Source organism: Mycobacteroides salmoniphilum, from assembly GCF_004924335.1.
Lineage (GTDB): Bacteria > Actinomycetota > Actinomycetes > Mycobacteriales > Mycobacteriaceae > Mycobacterium > Mycobacterium salmoniphilum.
The window spans coordinates 4,171,892-4,196,449 of sequence record NZ_CP024633.1 but is presented as its reverse complement, the minus strand read 5'-3'; the positions used below and the strand labels follow the sequence as shown (position 1 = coordinate 4,196,449).

At 67.1% G+C, this 24,558-nt stretch carries 18 protein-coding genes; 12 read left to right on the top strand and 6 right to left on the bottom strand.

Annotated elements, in window-relative coordinates; genetic code table 11:
- Window positions 1-92 precede the first annotated feature (92 nt).
- From DSM43276_RS20790 to DSM43276_RS20765, 6 genes are read left to right on the top strand one after another with little or no spacing between them, the layout of a single operon-like run.
- Complete coding sequence (locus DSM43276_RS20790; protein ID WP_078328218.1) at window positions 93-857, top strand: SDR family NAD(P)-dependent oxidoreductase; 765 nt, start codon at window positions 93-95, stop codon at window positions 855-857.
- Window positions 844-1,416: an orotate phosphoribosyltransferase gene (gene pyrE, locus DSM43276_RS20785; RefSeq protein ID WP_078328217.1), complete on the top strand. Its 573-nt coding sequence runs from the start codon at window positions 844-846 to the stop codon at window positions 1,414-1,416. Before DSM43276_RS20790 ends, pyrE begins: the two co-directional genes overlap by 14 nt.
- A complete protein-coding gene (locus DSM43276_RS20780; RefSeq protein ID WP_078328216.1) occupies window positions 1,413-2,315 on the top strand; it encodes a hypothetical protein in 903 nt (300 codons plus the stop codon). The genes pyrE and DSM43276_RS20780 overlap by 4 nt, the downstream gene beginning before the upstream one ends.
- The gene (locus DSM43276_RS20775) at window positions 2,308-2,991 is read left to right on the top strand and encodes a TrmH family RNA methyltransferase (RefSeq protein ID WP_078328215.1); all 684 of its coding nucleotides are present in this window, start codon (window positions 2,308-2,310) and stop codon (window positions 2,989-2,991) included. Before DSM43276_RS20780 ends, DSM43276_RS20775 begins: the two co-directional genes overlap by 8 nt.
- Window positions 2,992-3,023: 32 nt before the next feature.
- Entirely contained in the window at window positions 3,024-4,121 is a 1,098-nt protein-coding gene (locus tag DSM43276_RS20770; protein WP_078328214.1) for a glycoside hydrolase family 76 protein, read from the top strand.
- A gap of 1 nt (window position 4,122) precedes the next feature.
- Window positions 4,123-4,554, top strand: coding sequence for an acyl-CoA thioesterase (locus DSM43276_RS20765; protein WP_078328213.1), 432 nt, complete (start codon window positions 4,123-4,125; stop codon window positions 4,552-4,554).
- Between the two features lie 47 nt (window positions 4,555-4,601).
- On the opposite strand, the gene DSM43276_RS20760 is transcribed toward DSM43276_RS20765, so the two are convergent.
- Both DSM43276_RS20760 and DSM43276_RS20755 read right to left on the bottom strand, forming a co-directional pair.
- Complete coding sequence (locus DSM43276_RS20760; RefSeq protein WP_136629139.1) at window positions 4,602-5,066, bottom strand: hypothetical protein; 465 nt, start codon at window positions 5,064-5,066, stop codon at window positions 4,602-4,604.
- Window positions 5,067-5,168: 102 nt separating this feature from the next.
- Window positions 5,169-5,828, bottom strand: a complete 660-nt coding sequence (locus DSM43276_RS20755; RefSeq protein WP_078328256.1) for a DedA family protein — start codon at window positions 5,826-5,828, stop codon at window positions 5,169-5,171.
- 119 nt (window positions 5,829-5,947) lie between these two features.
- On the opposite strand from DSM43276_RS20755, the gene fbaA reads away from it, so the two are divergent.
- The 3 genes from fbaA to DSM43276_RS23640 all read left to right on the top strand — a co-directional run bounded on the left by fbaA (window position 5,948) and on the right by DSM43276_RS23640 (window position 17,978).
- Window positions 5,948-7,006: a class II fructose-bisphosphate aldolase gene (fbaA, locus tag DSM43276_RS20750; protein ID WP_109555904.1), complete on the top strand. Its 1,059-nt coding sequence runs from the start codon at window positions 5,948-5,950 to the stop codon at window positions 7,004-7,006.
- A 51-nt stretch (window positions 7,007-7,057) separates the two neighbouring features.
- A complete protein-coding gene (locus DSM43276_RS20745) occupies window positions 7,058-7,552 on the top strand; it encodes a hypothetical protein (protein WP_234802943.1) in 495 nt (164 codons plus the stop codon).
- A gap of 355 nt (window positions 7,553-7,907) precedes the next feature.
- Window positions 7,908-17,978: a hypothetical protein gene (locus DSM43276_RS23640; protein WP_078328211.1), complete on the top strand. Its 10,071-nt coding sequence runs from the start codon at window positions 7,908-7,910 to the stop codon at window positions 17,976-17,978.
- On the opposite strand, the gene DSM43276_RS20720 is transcribed toward DSM43276_RS23640, so the two are convergent.
- Complete coding sequence (locus tag DSM43276_RS20720) at window positions 17,975-18,754, bottom strand: Rv0361 family membrane protein (protein WP_078328210.1); 780 nt, start codon at window positions 18,752-18,754, stop codon at window positions 17,975-17,977. The two genes, DSM43276_RS23640 and DSM43276_RS20720, sit on opposite strands and share 4 nt — an antisense overlap.
- 104 nt (window positions 18,755-18,858) lie before the next feature.
- On the opposite strand from DSM43276_RS20720, the gene DSM43276_RS20715 reads away from it, so the two are divergent.
- Window positions 18,859-19,287, top strand: coding sequence for a DUF3151 domain-containing protein (locus DSM43276_RS20715; protein ID WP_078324013.1), 429 nt, complete (start codon window positions 18,859-18,861; stop codon window positions 19,285-19,287).
- A gap of 90 nt (window positions 19,288-19,377) precedes the next feature.
- Here DSM43276_RS20715 and DSM43276_RS20710 read toward each other — a convergent pair whose 3' ends face one another.
- Together DSM43276_RS20710 and DSM43276_RS20705 are read right to left on the bottom strand one after the other, a co-directional pair.
- Window positions 19,378-20,142, bottom strand: coding sequence for a site-2 protease family protein (locus tag DSM43276_RS20710; protein WP_078328209.1), 765 nt, complete (start codon window positions 20,140-20,142; stop codon window positions 19,378-19,380).
- 9 nt (window positions 20,143-20,151) lie between these two features.
- On the bottom strand, window positions 20,152-20,823 hold the full coding sequence (locus DSM43276_RS20705; protein WP_078328253.1) for a peptidase M50: 672 nt from the start codon (window positions 20,821-20,823) through the stop codon (window positions 20,152-20,154).
- A 169-nt stretch (window positions 20,824-20,992) separates the two neighbouring features.
- On the opposite strand from DSM43276_RS20705, the gene DSM43276_RS20700 reads away from it, so the two are divergent.
- Both DSM43276_RS20700 and DSM43276_RS20695 read left to right on the top strand, forming a co-directional pair.
- A complete protein-coding gene (locus DSM43276_RS20700) occupies window positions 20,993-22,288 on the top strand; it encodes an adenylosuccinate synthase (protein ID WP_078328208.1) in 1,296 nt (431 codons plus the stop codon).
- Window positions 22,285-22,947: a PaaI family thioesterase gene (locus DSM43276_RS20695; RefSeq protein WP_078328207.1), complete on the top strand. Its 663-nt coding sequence runs from the start codon at window positions 22,285-22,287 to the stop codon at window positions 22,945-22,947. The genes DSM43276_RS20700 and DSM43276_RS20695 overlap by 4 nt, the downstream gene beginning before the upstream one ends.
- A 4-nt stretch (window positions 22,948-22,951) precedes the next feature.
- On the opposite strand, the gene DSM43276_RS20690 is transcribed toward DSM43276_RS20695, so the two are convergent.
- Complete coding sequence (locus tag DSM43276_RS20690; RefSeq protein WP_078328206.1) at window positions 22,952-24,532, bottom strand: Na+/H+ antiporter; 1,581 nt, start codon at window positions 24,530-24,532, stop codon at window positions 22,952-22,954.
- Window positions 24,533-24,558: the final 26 nt, after the last annotated feature.

Here is a 24,558-nt window from a genome sequence, read left to right as displayed (position 1 = left end):
GACCAACCATGACCGATGGTCTTCACGCAAGCGGTTCATCCGCGCCTGACGGTCTTTACGCAAGCGACCCTGCCGCGAATTCCGTACGCCCCGTGGCGCTGGTCACCGGCCCCACCTCGGGCCTGGGGGGCGGTTTCGCCCGCAAGTACGCCTCCCTCGGATACGACGTGGTGCTGGTCGCCCGTGACGAACAGCGCCTGAGCGCACTCGCCGACGAGCTCACCTGCCGGTATGGCGTCCACGCCGAGGCGCTGCCTGCCGATTTGGCCGATGCCGCCGACCGCGCGAAGGTCGCCGAGCACGTCGCGGCCGGGGTATCCGTGTTGGTCAACAATGCCGGTTTCGCCACCGCCGGCGAGTTCTGGACGGCAGCGCCCGAGCTGTTGCACGCGCAGCTCGACGTCAATGTCACCGCGGTCATGGAGCTCACCCGCGCGGCCCTGCCCTCGATGGTCGAGGCCGGCTCTGGCACGGTCATCAACGTGGCGAGCGTGGCGGGCCTGGTGTCCGGACGCGGCTCGACGTACTCGGCATCCAAGGCCTGGGTGGTCTCCTTCACCGAAGGATTGGCAAATGGGTTATTGGGCACCGGCATTGGTATGCACGTGCTGTGCCCCGGATTCATCCATACCGAGTTTCACGAACGGGCCGGAATCGAGATGGGCACCATCCCGGAATTCATGTGGCTCCAGGTCGACGATGTGGTCAACGCGTGCCTGCAGGACATCGCCGCGGGTAAGGTGCTCAGCGTTCCCGGGGTGCAATACAAGGCGATCACCTCGGTAACGCGGGTAATACCAAGAGGTTTGGTGCGGAAATTCAACAGCGTGGTAGGACGGGGTCGTGGCAGAACTTGATTTAGGACCGGATCTGAACCCGGCCGAGCGCGACGAGTTGGCGGCCTTGGTCCGCGATATCGCGGTGGTGCATGGCAAGGTCACGTTGTCGTCGGGCAAGGAAGCTGATTACTACGTCGACCTGCGACGGGCCACACTGCATCACCGTGCCGGTGCGTTGATCGGGCGACTGGTACGCGAGCTGACCAGCGACTGGGGCTATGCCGGTGTGGGTGGACTGACTCTCGGCGCAGATCCCGTCGCGACGGCGGTCATGCACGCTCCCGGACGGCCCATCGACGCGTTCGTGGTGCGCAAGTCGGTGAAAGCCCATGGCATGCACCGGCTTATCGAAGGTTTCGAGGTCTCGGGGCAACAGGTCCTGGTGGTCGAAGACACCAGCACCACCGGCGGGTCCGCGCTCACGGCCGTGCATGCGGTCCGTGAAGCCGGTGGCGAGGTGATCGGGGTGGCCACCGTTGTCGACCGTGACACCGGTGCCGCCGAGGCCATCCGCGCAGAAGGTGTTCCCTATCGGTATGTGTTGGGACTGGCGGATCTCGGCCTGGCCGGATCGTGACCCTCCGTCGGGCCCTCGTCGCGTTGGTCGCCGGGGCCCTGATCTTGACGGGCTGCTCGAAAGACCCTGACAAACAGCTGGTGTACGGCGCCCAGACCGCCAAAGTCGGTGAAACACAGAGTCTGTTGGGTTGGAATCTCAGCGTCGCCAACCTGCGATTCCAGAACGGGTATGTGCTGGTCGACATCACGGGGGCCGCCGCCACACCGGGGGAGAAGCCTGCCGCCGCCCAGGATCTACGTTTCGGGTTGTACGGGTCGCTGGCGCATCCACAGGAAGTGCCGGCGTTGAACGGCTGTCGTGACATGGCCGACTTGTCCGTGCATCCGCTGACGGCCCCGACTCCCGATCGGCTGACCGGCACGGTGTGCCTGGGGCCGATGCAGAACCAGAGCGCGGTACGCGGCGTGTACGCGTATTCGGCGAAGGATCGCATCGCGGGAACCACGGTGGCCTATCCGGTGGCCTACCCGATGGGGCTGCTGCCCACCCCACAGAACGACTCCGGTCTGGTGATCGTCACCAAGAGCATGGAGGCCTGGCGGGCAAGCGGGCAGCAGATCAGCCAGGTAGATCTGGGGGATCCGAATGCCTTCACCGGCAACGGATTCGCATTGCTGGGCCTGAACATCTCGGGGGTGGCGCCACGCTACCGCGACGAGTCGGCCGAGCGCGGTGGTCCACTCATGGTGACGGTGGCGCCGACGCTGCCCGGGGAGGGGCTGACGCGCAGCTGTGCGATCTACGGGGCGTCGGTGTTGGTGCTTCCGGACGCTGCCCTCGACGCCGTGCAGTTGCAGCCGTCGTTGTGCCTCCAGGGGGAGATCAACGCCGCGGTGCTCGCCGGGACGCTCTCGGTGATCGGCACCCACGCCGCGGTCTGGATGACCCGTGAGTGAGGACTCGAAGGATCAGAAGGACGCCCCCGCTGAACCATCCCTATGGGGCGCCACCGGCAACGGAGTGGGGCCGTGGGCGGCCGAACGGGGGCAGCCGCTGCCGACGGACGCGCGCTATGACCCGGAGCTGCTGCGTGATGGCGACGCCCGCAACGTGGTTGACGCCTACCGGTATTGGCGACGTGAGGCGATCGTCGCGGATATCGATACGCGGCGGCACCGGCTGCATATAGCCATCGAGAACTTTGACAACGACGCCAATATCGGAACGGTGGTGCGCACGGCCAACGCCTTCGCGGTGCGCACCGTGCATATCGTGGGCCGGCGCCGTTGGAATCGGCGTGGTGCCATGGTCACCGATCGCTACCAGCATCTGATGCACCATGACAGCACCGAGGAGCTTCTGGAGTACGCGAAGCTGACCGGCCTGACGGTGGTGGCCGTGGACAACGTCCCCGGATCGGTACCTCTGGAGACCGCGGTATTGCCCGCGGACTGCTTGATGGTGTTCGGTCAGGAGGGGCCGGGCGTCACCGATGTGTCGAAAGGCGGTGCGGTGATGACGGTTTCGATTGCCCAGTTCGGATCCACTCGCAGCATCAACGCCGGAGTTGCCGCGGGTATCGCGATGCACGCGTGGGTCCGCCAGCACGCCGACTTGACCAAGGCGTGGTGATCCCTAGATGGGGCACCCCTAGTATCGAGTGCATGGATGTGCTGTGGGCCAACCGCGCCAGTAGCGCCGAAGCCGCAATCACCGCCAGACACTTCTCGCCGCTGTGGCATCTGCCGCGCATGCGCCTGGGCATCGTCACCTGGCCGCCCGCGCCGGGTGCCACCTGGTTCAAGAACTGGCACTACTGGTGGCAGGCGCATCTGCAGGACTGCCTGATCGATGCGCAGCTGCGCGACCCGCGCCCCGACCGGCTCAAGTACATCGCGGATATGCAACGCGCACACCGCTTCCGCAACGTCTTTATGTGGACCAACCAGTACTACGACGATATGGCCTGGTTGGCGCTGGCAATGCAACGAGCCTCCGAGCTGTTGGGCGTGGAGCGTCCCCGCGCGCTGAATCGACTGCGTCAGCAGTTCCTCGACGCATGGATGCCGCAGTACGGAGGCGGCATACCGTGGCGTAAGCAGGACAGGTTCTTCAACACCCCTGCCAACGGCCCGGCGGCAATCGTGTTGGCGCGCACGGGAAGAGTGTGGCGTGCCGAGGTGATGTCGGACTGGATCGACCAGACTCTCGTCGACCCCGAATCGCATCTGGTGATCGACGGCATACAGGAGGACGGCACCCTGGAACGGGCTACGTACACCTACTGCCAGGGCGTGGTCCTGGGGCTGGAGACCGAGCTCGCGGTGCGGACCGGCGAATCCCGGCACGCCGAGCGTGTACATCGTCTCGTCCACGCGGTGAGGGATCGGATGACCGAGGAGGGCGTCATCCGGGGCAGCGGTGGTGGAGACGGGGGATTGTTCAACGGCATTCTCGCCCGCTACCTGGCGCTGGTGGCCACGATGTTGCCGGAGAACTCCCCGCAGGACACCGATGCACGCGCTACCGCCCGCGACATCCTGCTGACCTCTGCGGAGGCGGCCTGGGCCAATCGACTGAGCGTGGAGGACCTTCCGTTATTCGGTGCGGATTGGACGCGGACGGCGGATCTGCCGACCGCGCACGCGCCGGCGTCGCAGTTCATCGCCGGTGCGGTCAATCCTTCGAAGGTGCCCGAACGTGACCTGTCGGTACAGCTGTCCGGCTGGATGCTGTTCGAAGCGGCGCACGTGGTCGCCTGAGATGGCGCGCGAGGACTTCAGCTTCTTCCATCCGTTGCGGGTCCGGTGGGCCGAGGTCGATATGCAGGGCGTGGTCTTCAATGCCCACTATCTGGCGTATTTCGATGCCGCGCTCACCGAGTACTGGGCGGCGCTGACCGGTGCGCGCAACGCCACCGGCGATGGGATCTTTGAGCACATGTACGTGGTGAGGTCGGTCATCGACTATCACGGGCCGGCCCGTTTCGATGATGTCGTCGATATCGGGGTCCGCATCGCCCGGATGGGCACGGCGAGCATGGCCTGTCACTTTGAAATTCACCGCGGCGTAGACCATCTCATCACCGGTGAGACGGTGTACGTGCATGCGATCGACGGCAACTCCGCCCCCTTTCCGGATGCCTTCCGGGACAAGGTGGCCGAATTCGAGACGACGCCCGTGGAGCGTGCCTAGCTGAGAACATTGAGGGTCGCCGCCGCTTCGATGTGGGCCGGGCTTTATCAGGGTTCGTCGAGGTGTCCCTCGTTGCGGGCATGGCATACCTTCCACGCGCCATTGACCTTCTCGGTGTGATACACGAGGTTGATCCCGTTGCCGCCCGGATCCTGCGGGTGGTGCTCGGAAGTCAACTGGGCCAGCAGATCGACCTGGCCGGGCGGTGATCCCAGCTCCACTGGATGCAAGACCTCTATGTGTGCTAGCCCGATGAGGTCGCGTTGAGACTGCATGACCTGACGGATCTGTTCGTCGGTGCCGACGGAGGTGGTGGCGGCGAGGCGACCGCACACCGTGGCACGCATCAGGGGCACGTCGACGTTGTTCGTTGCGCTTATGTATGTCTGTACGGCCTCTGACGCACCTGCGAGATCCGCCGGTGCGGGCTCCGCGCCGGCGGACGCCGTAAAGCTCCAACCCGTTAGCGCGATCGCCGTCAACGCTGTCAGACAACTGCTGATCTTCCCCACGGCGCGACATTAGCGTAGTTTGCTATGGCGCGCACTTGGCCGTCTTTCCCCGTAGTTGGCGGATAGCCGTGGGTCTTGCCGGCGAGTGATTTCGACTGCTTACTAGGCCTCGGGTGCTGCCTCCGGGCTCTTCGCCGCCTTGCGGCGCCGCATCCATTCGAAGAACATCGGGGCCACCGAGGCCAGCACAATCAGGATGAAAATCGGTTCGAGCAGCTTCTGAATGATCTCGAACTGGCCCAGCCAGTAGCCGAGCAACGTGAGACCGACACCCCACACCACGGCGCCCAGGATGTTGTACAGCGCGAAGATCGGGTAGCTCATCTTCGCCGCACCCGCGGTGATCGGAGCCAGGGTCCGCACGATCGGCACGAACCGGGCGATCACGATGGCGAACGGTCCGCGCCTCTCGAAGAAGGCATGCGCCTCGTCGAGGTATCTCTGCTTCAGGAAGCGGGCCTCCGGCTTGAACATCGACGTGCCGATGCCCCGACCGATCCAATAGCCGACCTGGCCGCCCAGGATGGCCGCGATGGGGATGAAGACCAGCAGCTGCCACAGCTGAAAACTGGCCTGCGAAGCGCCGTCGGCGGCTGCGGCAGCGGTGCCGGCGGCCAGCATCCCGGCCACGAACAACAACGAATCGCCGGGCAGCACCGGGAACAGCACGCCCGATTCCACGAAGATCACCACCAGCAACCCCAGCAGCGCCAAGGTTCCGAAGTGACCGAGCAGTTTGATCGGATCCAGGAAATCCGGCATGAGTGCCAAAGTGGTGACGGATTCCGGTGCTGCCAGCAAGTTCACGGCGCCAACAGTACCGTCGATATCTGTCGGCAACCTGGCTGCCTTATGGTGAGGGGCGAATCCGCAGAGCTGACATGGAGGTCATCGAAGTGCCCATCGCCACGCCCGAGGTCTACGCCGAAATGCTGGACCGGGCCAAGGAGCATTCCTTTGCCTTCCCGGCCATCAACTGCACCTCGTCGGAATCGATTAACGCCGCGATCAAGGGTTTCGCTGACGCGGGTAGCGACGGCATTATCCAATTCTCCACCGGTGGTGCGGAATTCGGTTCGGGTCTGGGCATCAAGGACATGGTGATCGGCGCGGTCGCGCTCGCCGAGTTCGCGCACGTCGTCGCCGCCAAGTACGGCATCACCGTCGCGCTGCACACCGACCACTGCCCCAAGGACAAGCTGGACAGCTTTGTGCGTCCGCTGATCGCCATCTCGCAGGAGCGTGTGGCCGCGGGCCAGAACCCGCTGTTCCAGTCGCACATGTGGGACGGCTCGGCGGTGCCGATCGGTGAGAACCTCCAGATCGCGCAGGAACTGCTGGCGGCGACGGCAAAGGCACACATCATCCTCGAGGTGGAGATCGGTGTCGTCGGAGGTGAAGAGGACGGTGTCGAAGCCGAGATCAACGAGAAGCTCTACACCTCGTCCGAGGACTTCGAGAAGACCGTCGATGCGCTTGGTGTCGGCGAGAACGGCCGGTACCTACTGGCGGCCACCTTCGGCAACGTGCACGGTGTCTACAAGCCGGGCAACGTCAAGCTCAAGCCGGAGGTGCTGGAAGAGGGGCAGCGCGTTGCCTCGGCCAAGCTTGGTCTGGCTGAGGGCTCCAAGCCGTTCGACTTCGTGTTCCACGGCGGTTCGGGCTCGCTGAAATCGGAGATCGAGGACTCGCTGCGCTACGGCGTGGTGAAGATGAATGTCGACACCGACACCCAGTACGCCTTCACCCGGCCGATCGCCGGGCACATGTTCGCCAACTACGACGGTGTGCTGAAGATCGACGGCGAGGTGGGCAACAAGAAGACCTACGACCCGCGCAGCTACCTGAAAAAGGCCGAGGCCAGCATGACCGAGCGGGTCATCGAGGCCTGCAACGACCTGAAGTCGGCGGGCCGGTCGGTCTCCGCCGGAATGGCGTAGTCGCCCGCGTTCTCCCACCAGTGGCCAACCACTGGTGGGAGACTTCTCGCCGTGGCGGCGCTTTGGCGAAATCTTGTGGCGGCAGTCGAGCGGGCGGCCGGAGTTCTGGCCCTGCTCGCGTTGGCGGTCGCGGTGACAGCATTGGTGCTCACCCTGTGGCGGGGGCATGCGCCGGCCGACGAGAGTTACACCGCGGCGCAGCGCGCCGACGCGAAAGCGCAGGCGTGCGCCAACGCAGGTCTGGTGCGCAACGCCGTCATGCTGAACACCAACCGGGCGCTTCCCGAGAACGCCGGCACGGTGGGGACGGTGGCCACCGCCGCCAACGCGAGAATCGCGCTGTTCAACGGCGGCCAGTATCTGCTGGCGCGGCTGACCCCGGCGACGCCGCCTGATCTTGCGGCGAGCATTCGTGACTTCGGCAACGCGCTGATGGACGTCGGTGCCGCGGCCATCGCTGAGACACCGAATACCGATCCGAAGCAGGCGCAGCGCCTCAGTAAGGCTGACGAGCTGAGCAAGCACATCGTCGACCTCTGCAAGTAGTCCTATCTGACACGTGTGCAGTGATCATGCATGTTCGCTCCGTTCATATTTCGCTGTGAGTGCCCGCGTTTTCGGAATTCGTGGGACTTCGGATCCCAGGCGGGTCCCCTCTGGCGACGGCACTACATCCTTAGTAGACACGGTTGTCAATTGTCCATTAGCTGACCCTGGAGTCAGATAGATAGCAAATCCTTTAAATTTCACTAAATCTAGTATTTATACGTTCTTAAATGCATGTTTATGATTTTCTCAGGTAATTTCTTCGATACCCAGCGCATATATGCCTCATTGCGTCTACTCTCCGTCTACCGGCCCACATTGGCGTGTGCCGGATTGCCAGGCAAGTGAGGCAGCCATGCAGTCATCGCGATCCAAAACTGCCATCGCAATATTTGCGACAGCTGTCCTTCTGGCAGGTGGTAGTAGCTCCGTCTCCAAGTCGCTCATCGAGAAGCAGCGCCTACTTTTCAGCGGTGACACCAGTCTGACGGCCTACGCGGGATCCTTGCCCGCAGTTGCCGTGACGCCGGGCTCGACGCCGACCTCCGAGGCGCAGGGTTATGCGGACACCGCAGCCGGTGCCGCCGCACTTGCCGACCTGATGGCCAAGGCCGCTGCCGATGCTGCTGCTCGTGCGGCACTGCGCAAGGCGGAAGCGGACAGGGCGGCAGCCGATGCCGCCGCCAATCCGGCGGTTGCCGAGAAACAAGCGCAGGCTGCCGCGGCCGCGGCAGCGGCCGAACAGGCGCGTCATGACGCCGATGATGCGGCTCGGGCAGCGCTGGATGCGCAGGCGATTCTGGAGGCCGCGGCCGCCAGCCAAACCAGCGCGCAGGCGGCCGCGGCTGCCAATGAGAAGGCCTACCAGGATGCGAAGGCTGCCGCCGATGCCGCCGCCGCGCAGCAGCAGGCGGCCGATGCGGCGAAGGCCGCCGCCGAGAAGGCTTTTGCCGACGCGCAAAGCCATGCGGCGGTGGGTGACAAGGCGTATCAGGACGCCAAGGCAGCACTTGACGCGGCCGCCGCGCAGCAGCAGGCCGCCGACGCGGCCAGGGCCGCCGCCGATGCTGCACTGGCCGACGCGCAGAGCAAGGCCGCGGCCAACGACAAGGTCTTGTCCGATGCCACGGCCGCCCAAGCGGCAGCTGCCAGTGCCGCCGTGGATGCTTTGGCGGCCAAGACCAACGCCGATACCGCGCGTGTCAACGCGGACAAAATCGCCCAGGATGCGGCGGCGGCCAAGGATGCTGCGGCGTCGCGGGCGGCGGATGCTGCCAAGGATGCTGCGGATGCGGCGGCAGCGAAGACGGCGGCGGAGCAGGCTTTTGCTACTGCGCAGAGTCATGCGGCGGTGGGGGACAAGGCGTATCAGGATGCTAAGGCCGCACTGGATGCGGCTACGGCGGATAAAGCGGCCAAGGACGCCGCCAAGGCCGCCGCCGACGCGGCGCGCGCCGACGCCGACAGGGTCGCCCAAGCAGCGGCCGTGGCAGCCAACGATGCTGCGGGCAAGGCAGCCGCGGCGCAGCAGGCGGCCACTGACGCGGCAGCACAGAAGACGGCCGCGGATGCCGCGTTGGCGGATGCCTCAAGGGCTGCTTCCGATGCCGCGGCGGCGAAGGATGCTGCGGCGTCGCGGGCGGCGGATGCCACCAAGGCCTCCGCGGATGCTTTGGCCACCAAGACAGCTGCCGATGCGGTAGTGACTGATGCGCAGGCCAAGGCTGCGGCCGGCGATAAGGCACTGGCGGATGCCAGTGCGGCCAAGGCCGCTGCCGATGCCGATAAGGCCGTCAAGGATGCGGCGAAGACGGCCGCGGATGCTGCGTTGGCGGATGCCTCAAGGGCTGCTTCCGATGCCGCGGCGGCGAAGGATGCTGCGGCGTCGAAGGCGGCCGATGCGGCCAAGGCATCCGTGGATGCGCTGGCGGCCAAGACCGCGGCGGACACCGCGTCTACGAACGCGCAGGCCAAGGCTGCAGTCGCCGCCACGGCCTCGGTCGATGCCGCTGCCGCCAAATCGGCCGCGGACAAGGCTGCCGTGGATGCGTTGGCGGCCAAGACCACGGCCGATCAGGCGGCTACACAAGCGAAGTCGGCCGCGGATGCGGCCGCCGCGGACAAGGCCACGAAGGATGCCGCGCAGGCCGCTGCCGATGCCGATAAGGCCGTCAAAGATGCCACGAAGGCTGCCGCGGAAGCGGCATTGACCGATGCGTCAAAGGCGGCAACGGATGCGGCGGCGGCCAAGGATGCTGCGGCGTCGCGGGCGGCGGATGCTGCCAAGGCTGCTGCGGATGCGGCGGCAGCGAAGACGGCGGCGGAGCAGGCTTTTGCTACTGCGCAGAGTCATGCGGCGGTGGGGGACAAGGCGTATCAGGATGCTAAGGCCGCACTGGATGCGGCTACGGCGGATAAAGCGGCCAAGGACGCTGCCAAGGCCGCCGCCGACACCGCGTTGACGGATGCCCAGACCAGGGCGGCCGCGAGTGATGCGGCCCTGGCCGAGGCCGCCGCTGTGAAGTCGGCTGCTGATCAGGTGGCTGCGGATGCGTTGGCTGCTAAGACTGCTGCGGATGGGGCTGCGGGGCAGGCGAAGTCGGTGTCGGATGCGGCGAATGCCGATAAGGCTGCGAAGGATGCGGCGCGGGTGGCTGCTGATCAGGTGGCTGCGGATGCTTTGGCCGCCAAGACTTCTGCGGATGGGGCGGCGGCGCAGGCCAAGACTGCTTCGGATGCGGCGAACGCCGATAAGGCGACTAAGGATGCGGCGCGGGTGGCTGCTGATCAGGTGGCTGCGGATGCGTTGGCCGCCAAGACTTCTGCGGACCAGGTAGCCGCGCAAGCCAAGACCGCCTCGGATGCAGTGAACGCCGATAAGGCCACTAAGGATGCTGCCAAGGCCGCTGCGGATCAGGCTGCTGCCAATGCTGCTGCGGCGAAGACTGCTGCTGATACCGCGCTCACTGGCGCGCAGACGAACGCTGCCACAAGCAATCAGGCGTTGGCCGACGCCGCTGCCGCCAAGGCGGCCGCCGACGCCGACAAGGCGACCAAAGACGCCGCCAAGATAGCCGCCGATCAGGCGGCAGCACAGGCAGATACGACTGCCAGAGCGGCCGCGGACGCCGCGGTGGCAGCAGGCCAACGGGCAATAGATGCGGGCAAGGCGGCGAGCGACGCCGCCGCGGCCAAGACTGCTGCCGATGGCGTACTGGCCGACGCCGGCAGGGCGTCCGCAGATGCCGCCGCGGCCAAAGCCATTGCAGATCAGAAGGACGCCGATGCGGCGCAGGCCTCAGCGGATGCGGTGGCGGCCAAGACGGTTGCCGATCAGGTGGCGGCGCAGGCCAAGACTGTCTCGGATGCGGCGAATGCGGACAAGGCCGCGAAGGATGCGGCCACATCGGCTGCCGATCAGACTGCCGCGAATGCTGCTGCTGCCAAGACGGCTGCGGATCAGGCGGCGGCGCAGGCGAAGTCGGTGTCGGATGCGGCGAATGCGGATAAGGCTGCTAAGGATGCGGCGCGGGTGGCTGCCGATCAGGTGGCTGCGGATGCGGTGGCGGCCAAGACGGCTGCGGATCAGGCGGCGGCGCAGGCTAAGACCGCCTCGGATGCGGCGAATGCCGATAAGGCTGCTAAGGATGCTGCCAAGGCCGCTGCGGATCAGGCTGCTGCCAATGCTGCTGCGGCGAAGACTGCTGCTGATACCGCGCTCACTGGCGCGCAGACGAACGCTGCTGCGAGTAATCAGGCGTTGGCCGATGCCACTGCTGCTAAGACCGCTGCCGACGCCGACAAGACGACCAAAGACGCCGCCAAGATAGCCGCCGATCAAGCAGCGGCGCAGGCCAAGACTGCTGCGGATGCGGCGAATGCGGATAAGGCCACTAAGGATGCGGCCAAGGCCGCCGCCGATCAGGCTGCTGCCAATGCGTTGGCGGCGAAGAACGCCGCTGATGCCGCGCTGACGACCGCGCAAACCAACGCCACCGCAAGTAACCAGGCGGTGTCCAACGCGCAGGCCGCACTGACCGCGGCCAACACCGCCAAGCAGAACGCTGATACAGCGAAGGTCAATGCGGACAAGGCATTAAACGATGCACAGAAGGTCGTCGATGCCATTCAGAAGGCCAAGGATGACGCAGTGGCCGCCGCCGCGACGGCTCAGAGCACACAGACCGCTTATCAAAATGCCCACGCCGCTACGGTCACAGCACAGCAGCAGCGCGATCAGGCCCAGGCAGACGTCACCTACTACTCAACCAACCTCGTCGGCATCGCCGCGAACCTGGTATCGCTGGGCACGCTCCTGGCAGGAGCCCAGCAGCGGCTTACGGCGGGCAATATCGCGGTGACTCAGGCGCAGGCCACCGAGGCCACCGCCAAGACCACCGCCGACAACGCCGCTGCTGCCAAGACGGCTGCCGATGCCGCGGCGGCGACGGCCACCAGCCAGGAGCCCGCGGCGATCGCGGCGCGCAATGCGGCACAGACCACCGCGAACACCGCCAACAACAACGTCACGGCTGCCGCGCAGCAGGTCAGTACCGCGCAGCAGGCTGTCACGACCACCACGGCGGCGAAGGTGGTGACGGACCAGGCCTTGACCGACGCGACGAATGCCGCTGCGGCCGCGGCGACGGCCAAGACGGTCGCGGATCAGAATGCGGCGGCGGCGAAGACGGCCGCCGATGCGGCTGCGGCGGTGAAGGTGACGGCAGATCAGGCGTTGGCCGATGCGAACACAGCTGCCGGTAATGCCGCCGCCGCCAAGAGCCTCGCCGATCAGAAGGTCGTCGAGGCACAGCAGGCCGTCACCACCACCACGGCGGCGAAGGTGGTGACGGACCAGGCCTTGACCGACGCGACGAATGCCGCTGCGGCCGCTGCGACGGCCAAGACCGTCGCAGACCAACAAGCCGTGGATGCGAAGTCGGCTGCTGATGCGGCTGCGGCGGTGAAGGTCACTGCGGACAAGGCGCTTTCGGATGCGAACACGGCCGCTAGTGATGCGGCCGCGGCGAAGACGGTCGCGGATCAGAATGCGGCGGCGGCGAAGACGGCTGCTGATGCGGCTGCGGCGGTGAAGGTGACGGCAGATCAGGCGTTGGCCGATGCGAACACAGCTGCCGGTAATGCTGCCGCCGCCAAGACCGTTGCCGACCAAGCGGCTGCCGACGCGGCCACGGCCGCCACCAATGCCGATGTGGCCAAGGCCGCCGCCGATCAAGCCTCGGCGCATGCCTCCGCAGCGGCCACGACCGCGGCGGATGCCGCCGCTGCGGCCGCACAAAACGCCACCGGCGCCAAGGCTGCCGCGCAGGCCGCCGCCACGGCTAAGTTGGCGGCGGACGCTGCGCTGGGTGACGCACAGACCAAGGCTGCTGCTGCCGCCTCCGCGCTGACCGATGCCACGGCGGCGCAGGCGGCCGCCGACGCTGACAAGTCGGCCAAGGATGCGGCGAAGACCACTGCCGATGCTGCACTGGCGGATGCGAACACGGCCGCCTCGGATGCGCAGGCGGCGAAGATGGTCGCGGATCAGCATGCTGCGGTGGCTAAGTCGGCTGCCGATGCGGCTGCGGCGGTGAAGGTGGCCGCGGATCAGGCGTTGGCTGACGCGGGTAACGCGGCCTCGGATGCGGCTGCCGCCAAGACCGTCGCAGACCAACAAGCCGTGGATGCGAAGACGGTGGCCGATGCTGCTGCGGCGGTGAAGGTCACTGCGGACAAGGCGCTTTCGGATGCGAACACGGCCGCGAGCGATGCGGCCGCGGCCAAGACCGTCGCCGATCAGAAGGCCGCCGAAGCGAGTGCCGCGGCCTCGGACGCGGCGACGGTAAAGGCCAATGCGGACAAGGCTTTGACCGACGCAGCCAAGACGGCCAGTGATGCGGCGGCGGCTGCCGACGATACCGCTGGCAAGGCCGCTGCGGCGAAGGCGGCCGCCGATGCGGCTGCGGCGGTGAAGGTCGCTGCGGACACGGCGCTCACGGATGCCGATAAGGCGGCTGTGGATGCGGCTGCTGCCAAGACCGCCGCCGATCAGAAGGCGGCCGATGCCAGGGCCGCGGCGGATGCTGCCACCACGGACAAGGCGGCGGCCGACGGGGTGTTGGCAGATGCGGACAGGGCGGCTGTGGATGCGGCTGCTGCCAAGCTCGCGGCCGATCAGAAGGCCGTGGATGCCCGGACGGCGTCGGATGCCGCGACGGCCGCGAAGACGGCAGCCGACACGGCATTGGCAGACGCCGATAAGGCTGCCGCTGATGCCGCCGCAGCGGCACAGGATGCCGCCGACAAGTCCGCGGCCGCGCAGGCTGCCGATGATGCGGCCGCATCGATCAAGTCTGTGGCGGACAAGGCGTTTGCCGATGCGGGTAAGACCGCTACCGATGCGACGGCGAGCGCCAATGAGGCCTCCGGCACAGCAACTGCTGCCAAGACTGCTGCCGATGCGGCAGCAGCGGTGAAGGCCGCTGCGGATGCGGCATTGGCCGATGCGGGCAAATCCGCTGCTGATGCCGCTGTCGCTACCTCCGCTGCGGATCTGAGGGCCACCGAAGCGGGTACCGCCGCGGACGTGGCGGCGGCGGCAAAGGTGGCCGCTGACAAGGTATTTGCGGATACGTCGAAGGCTGCCGCGGATGCCGCCGCAGCGGCACAGGATGCTGCCGACAAGTCCGTGGCCGCGCAGGCTGCCGATGATGCGGCGGGGGCGGCCAAGTCTGTGGCGGACAAGGCGTTCGCTGATGCGGGCAAGGCTGCGTCGGATGCGGTGGCGGCCAAGGCTGTTGCGGATCAGAAGGCTACCGAGGCCAAGGCGGCGGCCGACGCTGCCGCGGCGGTAAAGGCCAGCGCGGACCAGGCGCTGACAGAGGCAAATACGGGCGCGACCGACGCGGCCACCGCGGCGAAGGATGCCGCGGATAAAGCGGCACTCGCCATCCAGACCGCGGTCGATGCGACGTCCGCCAAGGAGACCGCTGATCAGAAGGCGGCCGATGCGGCGAAGGTGGCCTCGGATGCGGTGGCGGCTACGGCTGCTGCGGATCAGAAGGCTGCTGAGGCCAAGGCGGCGGCCGACGCTGCCGCGGCGGTGAAGGCCAGTGCCGACCAGGCGTTGGCGGGTGCGGACAGTGCCGTTCAGGGTGCAGTGTCCGCGTCGGATGCGGCGGGCGTACAGGCCGGGCAGGCGGCGCAGGCCGCCGCCGCTGCACAAGCCGCGAAGGCGGCCGCCGACCAGGCATTGGTTGCGGCCGATCAAGCGGCCAAGGACGCTCTCTCGACATCCGATGCGGCAAATCAGGCATCGGCGAACGCGAGTCAGGCCGCCGCCGATGCCGCGGCGGCCAAGACCGCCGCCGATCAGAAGGCAGCCGATGCGGCGAAGGCTGCTGCCGATGCCGCCGGTATCAAGGACGCCGCGGACCGCAGCGCGGCCGATGCCAAGACGGCTGCCGATGCCGCCGCGGCGGCCAAGGCCGTCACCGATGGCGCGCTGGCCGGCGCGGACCAGGCCGCCAAAGATGCTGCCACTGCGAAAGATGCTGCGGACCAGAAGCTTTCCGGCGCGTCTACGTCGGCTGACGCGGCGGCCGCGGCAAAGGCCGCAGCTGATAAGGCGTTGGCTGATGCCGCCACTGCGGCAAAGGCCGCAGTGGATGCCTCTACGGCTGCTGGCGACAAGTCTGCTCAGGATGCCAAGGCCGCCGCCGATGCGCAGGCTGCCAAAGCCGTTGCCGACAAGGCACTGGCCGACGCGGCGAAGGCCGCCCAGGATGCGCAGGCCGCCAAGGATGCGGCTGCGGTTAAAGCCACCCAGACCGCTGATGCGGTGCAGGCGGCGACCGATGCGGCGGCCGCGGCGAAGGCCGCCGCAGAGCAGGCAGTCGGTGATCAGAAGGCCGTCATCGATGCGGCGGTGCAGGCGGGAGTCGACAAGGCCGCCGTCGACAAGGCCGCGGCCGATGCCCTGCGTTCCGCGGAGGCTGCTGCCGCGTCCTCTGCGCGTGCTGCCAACGCCGCCAAGATATTCGCCGAGGCGCAGGCCGCAGCCGACCGTGACCGGGCCGCGGCCGAGCAGGCGCTGAAGGATAAGGATGCTTCGGCCCAGGCGGCGGCAGTCGATTCCGCCAAGGCCGCCGAGGATCGTGCGGCGGCTGCGCAAATTGAGGCGGCAAGTGCCTCCAGCGCGGCGGCCGTCCAGGCGGCTGAGGGGCAGGCGGCGTTCCAGAAGCTGGCGGCCGAGAAGGCCGCTGCGGACCGGGTAGCGATGGACAAGGCCGCGGAGGAAGCCAAGCAGCGTCTCAATGTCATTGCCGCCGACTGCCGTCCGATCTTCGCCGAAGCGGCGGCGGCAGCTCAGACCGACCCGCAAGCACAGGCAGATCAGAAGGTCCAGTCCACCGAGATCCAGGTCGGCGCTGCCGCTCAGTTGGCACAGGCACGTGACACCCAGCAGTCATCCGCCCAGCGCGCGGTCACCGACAAGACGGGTGTCGCCGAGAGCACGGGTATCGCTGCCGGAACGGCCGTGTCCGACGCATCGGCCGCCCGCGCCAAGGCCGTCGAGACCGCGAAACAGGCTGCGGCGGGGCAGATTGCGCTCGATACCGCGGTGAACGCGGGGGTTCCCGGGCCCGAGGTTGCCGAGGCACAGAACGCGGCCCGGATCGCCGCCGAGCAGGCCGATGAGGCCGAGCGTGCCGCCCAAGCCGCGGAGGCGTTGGCCGCACAGGCGACAGCTGCCGCACAGACGGCCGCGGGTGACCGGGCGGCCGCGGAGGTAGCCGCCCAGGCCGCCGCCGATCAGGCGGCAGCGGCGAGGTCGGATGCGCAGAAGGCCGCCGATGAGCTCGCCGCCGCGCAACAGAAGGCCGACGGCTATGCCGCCGCCAAGGCGGCCGCCGACAAGGTCGCCGCGGATTACGCCGCCGCCGCTGCGAAGGATCGGCTCGCTTCGGCGAAATCGGCTGCGGATAAGGCGATCGCGGAACAGGCCTATGCCGACTGTGTTTCGGGCGCTGCGGGCAAGTGTGGAGCCACCAATGTCGGCAATGGGGGATCGGCCTGGAATCTGTTCGGTGGGCGTCCGCTGTTCGGACCGGGTGGGTTGATCATCGGCGATGGTTCACCCAACGCCGCGGGCGTGTACACCCAGCGTCCGCTGTTCGGCCCGGGCGGCCTGATCATCGGTGACGGCGGACTGGGCCAGGACGGTGGTCTGCTGATCGGTAACGGCGGCAAGGGATTACCCGGTCAAAAGGGTGGTAACGCTGGCCTGCTGTTCGGTAACGGCGGTGCCGGTGGTGACGGTCTGCCCGGTCAGAAGGGCGGCGACGGTGGCAATGCCGGCTTGGTCGGTACCGGCGGCGCGGGCGGGAAGGGCGGCGACGCATCCGCGACGGCCGATGGCAAGACGGGTGTCGGCGGCGCGGGTGGTAACGGCGGCAAGGGTGGTGCGCTGGCGGGTGACGGCGGTGCCGGCGGCAAGGGCGGAGAGGGCAGTAACTTCTTCACCGGGACCTCGACCGGCGGTGCCGGTGGTGACGGCGGCAGTGCGGGCATGCTGGGGAACGGTGGAGTGGGTGGCCAAGGTGGCACATCCAATTCGTTTGATACCCGGACATCCGAGCCGGGCACCGGTGGAAATGGCGGTGTTGGTGGTAGCGGCGGCCTGATTGCGGGCACCGGCGGCACCGGTGGCGCCGGTGGTGAGGCCAAGACGACCTACGGGGAAACCAAGGGTGGTACCGGTGGTACCGGCGGCGCCTCGGGGGGTCTTGCCGGCGACGGAGGTTCCGGTGGTGCGGGCGGTGCCTCGTCGAGCCTGGGAGGTACGGCGGTGGGCGGCAGTGGCGGTAATGGCGCGAGTTCGCACGCCGTCGTCGGCAATGGCGGTAGCGGAGGTGCCGGAGGCAAGGCCGAGACCACCAACGGCGTTGTGAAGACCGGACCCGCGACCGGTGGAAACGGTGGCACCGGCGGAACCTCGGGTGCGATCGGTAACGGCGGTAAGGGTGGTGCCGGGGGCGATGCCTCCGGTAACGGGGATACCGGCAAGACCAATACCGGTGGCAAGGGTGGTGTCGGAGGCGATTCCCGGGGCCTGGGCGACGGCGGCGGCGGAGGCCGTGGTGGTCACTCCCAGTCGACAGACGGGGACAGCAAGGGTGGTGCGGGAGGCACCGGCGGTGCCGGTGGTCCGATCCATCGGGGCGGCACCGGCGGAAATGGCGGCAACTCGTCGTCCGTCAAGGGTTCACACACTGCGGGCGCGGGCGGCCCCGGTGGTCGAGGCGGTACGAAGGGCACACCCGGTAGCGCCGGTGAGTCGGGTGCCGGCACGTCGAGCAGTTCGAAGTCGGCCAGCACGTCATCCGGTGGCGGCGGCTCGTCGTCGGGGTCCGGGAGCTAGTCGGACTGGCAGATCTTCCATTCCTTGTCGCGGAACTGCAGATCGAAGCTGCGCGATGACCGGGTCTGCGGCGCGAACGCCATGAACGAGGTGACGTTGGCCTCGGCGTGCTCGCCATTGACCACAACCTCGTCGATGCTGGCCACCACCGGGTACTGCTTGGCAGCCGCCACCTTCTGGTACGTCTGGGACCACTCGGCGTCGGGGTAGCGGACATAACCGTCGCGGGTTTCGCCGCATGTGATGGTCCGCAGCGCGGCCAGGTTGCCGGTCTGGATGGCGTTGTCGTAGTTCTGAATGCTGGTGCGCACCAGCTCTTCTTGTGACGCCTTCGGTGCGCTGGTGCGCGAGATGACGACCGCGGCGAGGACGATCACCGCAGCCAGCGCGGCGACGACGAGTGCCAGCGCGATCACCCAGCCCCAGCTGCGCTTCTCTTCCTTGCGAGGTGCGATCGTCTCCGGGGTCGCAACCTTGGGGCGCGCCTGGGTCGCCAGCGGCGCCATGAGCTCGGTCTTCGGATCCTCGCCGACGGGCGCGATCATCTCGGTCTTGTTGGCGTCGAATCCCGGTGCCGTGTAGCGCGGAACGTCGGGCTTAGCCGGAGCCATCACGACGGTCTGGGCATCATCGAGCGGGGGAACCGGGCCGGTGTCGGCGGTATCGGATATCTCCGGGGTGTTCGCGGCGCTATCCGACTGCTCGGCGGGGTCCGCGGACTTGCCGCCCTGTGCGTCGGGCTTGGCCTCGGAATTTCCACCGGTGGGGTTCGCCATGCGTCTCGTTCCTTATCCGTGCTGAGCGCTCTTGTGCGCAGGCGCGATCGACCGCGCCCACCCTATCGCGATCGCGGGAGGCGGTTGGCGTCAGAATGGGATCCATGAGTCCAATGCATGATCTGCTGGGTCCCGAGCCGGTGCTGCTACCCGGAGACGAGGACGCCGAATCGGCCCTGCTCAACGGCCAGGATCCGGCTGCGGTGGCGGCGGCGTATCCGTCCGCCTCGATCGCCTGGGCCGAACTGGCCGAGAACGCGTTGGACGGTGATGGCTCCGTGGGCAGCACCGTGACCGCCTACGCCTTCGCGCGTACCGGGTATCACCGCGGTCTGGACCAGTTGCGACGCAACGGGTGGAAGGGCTTCGGCCCGGTGCCGTACGCCCATGAGCCCAATCGCGGCTTCCTGCGCGCCGTGGCGGCCCTGGCGCGTGCCGCCCAGTTGATCGGTGAGAACCATGAGTTCGCGCGCTGCTGCGATCTGCTCGACGACTGCGATCCGGCGGCCCGGCCCGCGCTGCTTCGGTCCTAACGTCACTTCCGTCGACACGCCGCGTTATGGCGGCAATGTGCGATACGGACCCGCCATAACGTGGCGTGTCGACGCGGAGGTACGTCGCAGCTAGAGCAGCTTGCCCCAGAAGCGGAACAGCCAGCCACCCACGCGGGAGAGATCGGGGTCGACGCCCAATGACGCGACGATCCAGTAGACAGCGTCGAAAAATGCCCTGTTGATCGGCGGCGACATCAGCAGCACGAACAGGATTAAGAATCCGAAGGTCTTGGCATTGGCAAGCGTGCGCTGTGTATTCGGGCTCAGATGGGGTTCGAGCGCGCCGTAGCCGTCCAGGCCCGGTACCGGCAGCAGGTTGAGCACCACCGCCGTCACCTGAAGGAATCCGAGATAGGCCATCGCCGCCCAAAACACGATGTGCTCGCGGTCGGCGAAAAGCGCAGTCGTTCCCAGAATCAGCACTGCGAGTAGGGCATTCGCGCTCGGCCCGGCCACGCTCACCAGGGTGCGCTGCCGATTGCTCATGCCCGCGGTGTGCACGTACACGGCGCCACCAGGAAGCCCGATGCCGCCGAGTGCGATGAACACGAGGGGCAGCACGATGGAGAGCACCGGATCGGTGTACTGCAGCGGGTTCAACGTCAGATATCCGCGCGCACCGGTATCGCCGAAACGCCAGGCGGTATAGGCATGCCCGAACTCGTGCAGGCACAGTGACACCACCCAGCCGGCGAAGACGAAGACAAATACCCCACCGCGGGCCAGCGGCTCGGTCGAATTGCCGCCTAGCCATGCGAGCACCGCCCCGGCGAGGGTGAGTGCGACGAGCGCGAGAAAGACAGGGCTGGGCCGGACCGACTGCTTGACGTTCACGGGCAAAAGCTACCGGACGAGCAACCAGCCCTGTTGGTGGCGATAGAACGTGGACCGGGTGACCGGACGAGGGCCCACGACACCGTCACGGACGACGACGGCACCCTCGGAGCCCAGTTGAGCGGCACGTCCGGTCACCCAACGACGGGGCACCAGCCGCGCTCGGCCGCGCACCGAGGCCCGCAGGCCCGGCAGCGACTCGATGGGCTCGACATCGACGGCGGCGATGCCCTCGAACAGCAGGGTGTCATCGACGGTGGCCTCGCCGATGACCCCGACGCCGTCGGTGTTTTGCCATGAGGCACGTCCGGCGAGGGCAATGCCGGTGTCATCCCGGATAAGCGGCACCCGGTGGGCATGGCCCGTGCGGGCCCGTCGTGCCGCACCGATCCCGATCCGATAGATCCGGCGCGTGCGTGAACGGCGGTCCGGCACAAAACCCAGTTCCACGTCCAGTTTTTCGGCGCGCATCAGCCGGGTCAGCACCTGCCCGAGATCGGCGTCCGCGCCGACCACGACGAGCCGCGTCACACCGTCCGGAAGCGCGTCCACGAGCGCGCGCACGGCGTCGGGATCCGCCACCCGATCCACGGGGAGGCCACGCAGGGCACGGGGCAGTCGGCGTACCCCGAACAGCAAAACCCGCGCGGGCGCCGCTTCGGTGCCGCTCGGGGTGCTCACCATGGATCTCCTTCGTCGGTGGCGAATACGTACAGGGTCCTCGCGGGCCCGCATGCTGCGATACAGTGGCTCACCGGCTGAACAACATTTTGCACGCGCAGCGTCGCGCCGCCTTCGCCCAGCCGGAAGGACAGTGTGTGCTGCCAACAGGGAAGCGCAGAGAACGCACATGCCGGCAATAGTCCTGATCGGCGCCCAGTGGGGCGACGAGGGGAAAGGCAAGGCAACCGACCTGCTCGGTGGCTCGGTTCAATGGGTAGTCCGCTACCAAGGCGGTAACAACGCCGGACATACCGTCGTCTTACCCAACGGCGAGAACTTCGCCCTGCATCTCATCCCGTCGGGAATCCTTACCCCGGGAGTGACGAACGTCATCGGCAACGGGGTCGTTGTCGATCCCGGCGTATTGCTCACCGAGCTCGCGGGTCTGGAGCAGCGGGGTATCGATACCTCGGGGCTCATCCTCTCCGCGGATGCGCATCTGTTGATGCCGTATCACGTGGCGATCGACAAGGTGACCGAAAGGTACCTGGGATCCAAAAAGATTGGCACCACTGGTCGCGGTATCGGCCCCTGCTATCAGGACAAGGTGGCGCGCATCGGGATCCGGGTCGCCGATGTTCTCGACGAGGAATCTCTGCGCCAAAAGGTCCATGCGGCACTGGAAATCAAGAACCAGGTGCTGGTCAAGATTTACAACCGCAAGGCGCTCGACCCGGATCAGGTGGTCGACGGCGTGCTGGAGCAGGCCGAGGGATTCAAGCACCGCATCGCCGATGCGCGTCTTGAGCTCAACCGGGCGCTGGAACGTGGTGAGACGGTACTGCTGGAGGGATCGCAGGGCACTCTGCTCGACGTCGATCACGGCACGTACCCCTTTGTGACGTCCTCGAATCCGACGGCGGGCGGCGCATCCGTGGGATCGGGTATCGGCCCCACCCGGATCACCACCGTGCTCGGGATACTCAAGGCGTACACCACACGGGTGGGCTCGGGTCCGTTCCCCACCGAACTGTTCGACGAGCACGGCGCCTACCTGGCCAAGACCGGCGGCGAGGTGGGCGTCACCACCGGGCGTGCCCGGCGCTGCGGCTGGTTTGATGCTGTCATCGCCCGATATGCCACCCGGGTCAACGGCATCACCGACTACTTCCTGACCAAGCTGGACGTGCTGTCGAGCCTGCAGACCGTCCCGATCTGCGTCGGGTACGAGGTGGACGGCAAGCGCACCAACGAGATGCCGATGACGCAGAGTGAGATCTACCGCGCCACACCGGTTTACGAAGAGCTTCCGGGTTGGTGGGAGGACATCTCCGCTGCCCGGGAGTTCGGCGATCTGCCCGCCAAGGCGCAGGACTATGTGCTTCGTCTCGAAGAGCTGGCCGGTGCGCCGATGTCGTGCATCGGCGTCGGGCCGGGCCGGGATCAGACGATCGTGCGGCGCGACATACTCTCGAGGTCATGACCGCCGACGGGGACAGACTCGCCGCACTGCATGAAGAGATGAATCGGGCGATCCGTGAAATCCGTGGCGGGGGTTTCCCGCAGTATTCGCCGTCCTCGGTGGGGCCGGGGTTCGGGCGCTTCCTGACCGCCATGCGGCGGCTGCAGGATCTGGCGGTATCCGCCGATATGGACGATCCGCACTGGGACGAGGCGGCCGATCTCACCGAGAAGCTCGTCGAGCTCATGGACCCGCATGAGGCGCCCGAAGGCGTCGGACCCGCCAACCGGGTTGCCGACGAACCCGCCAACGGGCACCTGCTGCTGCCGCCGTGGTTCATCGACAAGGCAGGCCCGGACGGCATAGCGGCTCACGGCGACTTCCCGCGGTTCTACCTCGGCGGTAACGGCGCCGTGCACGGCGGGATCCTGCCGCTGCTGTTCGATCACCTCTTTGGGATGACGGTGATCATGGCGGGCCGCACCATCAGCCGCACGGCCTTCTTGCACGTCAACTATCGCCAGGTGGTGCCGGTGGGCGTGCCGCTGACGGCGAGCAGCCGCATCGACGAGGTGGATCGTCGCAAGGCCTTCGTCTCCGCGGAGCTCTATGACGCGCAGGGGACGGTGCTGGCCGATGCGAATGGGCTGATGGTGCAGCTACTGCCCGGCCAGCCGTGAGCGGCTACCGGTCGGCCTGATTCATGGTGGCCTCTTCGAGGTCGAGTCCACGGAGCACGGTGCGCAGCACCTCGTCATCGATGTTGCCCGCATCGCGTTCGGCGATGAACACCTCGCGCTCCTTCTCGAGCATCTCCAGCCGCAGATTCCGGAATGCCGCCATGGGGCTCTCGCCGGCGTCCTCGTCGCTGCGTCCGAGGCGCTCCCATGCCGCGTTGCGGCGACGGGTGTTCCAGTGCCGCAGGATTTCGGCGGCGCGGCTGCGCACGTTGGTGTCCTCGATGCCGTCGTTGTCATCGAGCAGCTCCTCAAGACGGTCCGCGGCCGCGCGGGCGGCCTTGTCCTGAGCGGCGGCCTCGGCGAGCGCGTCCTTGCGTTCGTCATCGCTTTGCACACCGAGTACCCGGATCACCCACGGCAGGGTAAGCCCATGCAACAGAAGGGTTCCCACCACCACGACGAAGGTCAGGAACACGATGTGCGGGTGCCCGGGTAGGGGCTCGCCGGCGATGGTGGTCAGCGGCACCGCGAAGGCCATCGCCAGCGACACCACGCCCCGCATTCCGGCCCATGCCACCACGAAAACCCCTCGCGCCGAGGGGCGTTGGCCGGGTGGGCGCATATAGGCGAATGCGAAGACGAACAGGATGCGCACCACGATCACCGTGGACAGCACCGCGATCGAGGACAGCACGATGGTGGCGAAGGACAGGCCTCGCAGTCCTTCGACGACCTTGGGCAGCTGCAACCCGATGAGCAGGAACGCGAAGGATTCCAGTAGCAGCTGCACGGCCTTCCACACCGCGTCGTCCTGGAGCCGGGTCGCGTATCCGGCGTGCACCGAGCGGTGTCCCAGCATGAGCCCGGCGACCACGACGGCGATCACGCCGGAGCCATGAATCTCCTCGGCGAGCAGGTACGCGAAGAACGGCACCACCAGGCCGATAGCGCTTTCGGACAGCGGATCGTCGAGCTTGCACCGGATGATGTTGACCAATTTGCCGATGACGAACCCGACCAGCACCCCACCGATGGCCGCGAGCGCGAAAATCTTGAGCCCGTCGGCCACGGTGGCGCCGAGCCCTATCGCCGCGGCTATCGCCACCCGATACGCGGTGAGCGCGGTCGCGTCATTGAGCAGACTCTCGCCGCCCAGCAGCGTCATGATGTTGCGCGGTAGTCCCAGGCGCCGGCCGATCGCGGTGGCCGATACCGCGTCGGGCGGTGCCACGATGGCACCCAGCACCAGTGCGCCGGCCAACGGCAGCTCGGGGACGGTGTAGAAGGCCACGAACCCGACCGCGACGGTGGTGAGCAGCGGAAGCAGCACGGCGAGGCTGCTGACCGCCCGCATGTTCTTGCGCAGGTTGACGTAGGAGCTTTCGAGCGCCGTCGTGTACAGCAGCGGCGGCAAGATCACGAACAGGACGAGGTCCGGATCCATCTCGATGGACGGCAGGCCGGGGATGGCGGTGGCCGCCAATCCGGCTACGACCAGCACCAACGGGGTTGGAAGCCCAAATCGCCGGGAAATCGCGGCCAGGACCAGGGCAACCGTCAGTACCGCCAGCAGGGAAACGTTCACCTTCGTATTCTGTGCGGAGAGCGGTT

What these genes read in the sequence shown, in the direction of transcription:
- DSM43276_RS20770 (WP_078328214.1), top strand. Translation starts at nt 3,024, where the DNA reads ATGGATGTGCTGTGGGCCAACCGCGCCAGTAGCGCCGAAGCCGCAATC.
- DSM43276_RS20765 (WP_078328213.1), top strand. Translation starts at nt 4,123, where the DNA reads ATGGCGCGCGAGGACTTCAGCTTCTTCCATCCGTTGCGGGTCCGGTGG.
- DSM43276_RS20755 (WP_078328256.1), bottom strand. Translation starts at nt 5,828, where the DNA reads ATGCCGGATTTCCTGGATCCGATCAAACTGCTCGGTCACTTCGGAACC.
- fbaA (WP_109555904.1), top strand. Translation starts at nt 5,948, where the DNA reads ATGGAGGTCATCGAAGTGCCCATCGCCACGCCCGAGGTCTACGCCGAA.
- DSM43276_RS23640 (WP_078328211.1), top strand. Translation starts at nt 7,908, where the DNA reads ATGCAGTCATCGCGATCCAAAACTGCCATCGCAATATTTGCGACAGCT.
- DSM43276_RS20720 (WP_078328210.1), bottom strand. Translation starts at nt 18,754, where the DNA reads ATGGCGAACCCCACCGGTGGAAATTCCGAGGCCAAGCCCGACGCACAG.
- DSM43276_RS20715 (WP_078324013.1), top strand. Translation starts at nt 18,859, where the DNA reads ATGAGTCCAATGCATGATCTGCTGGGTCCCGAGCCGGTGCTGCTACCC.
- DSM43276_RS20700 (WP_078328208.1), top strand. Translation starts at nt 20,993, where the DNA reads ATGCCGGCAATAGTCCTGATCGGCGCCCAGTGGGGCGACGAGGGGAAA.
- DSM43276_RS20695 (WP_078328207.1), top strand. Translation starts at nt 22,285, where the DNA reads ATGACCGCCGACGGGGACAGACTCGCCGCACTGCATGAAGAGATGAAT.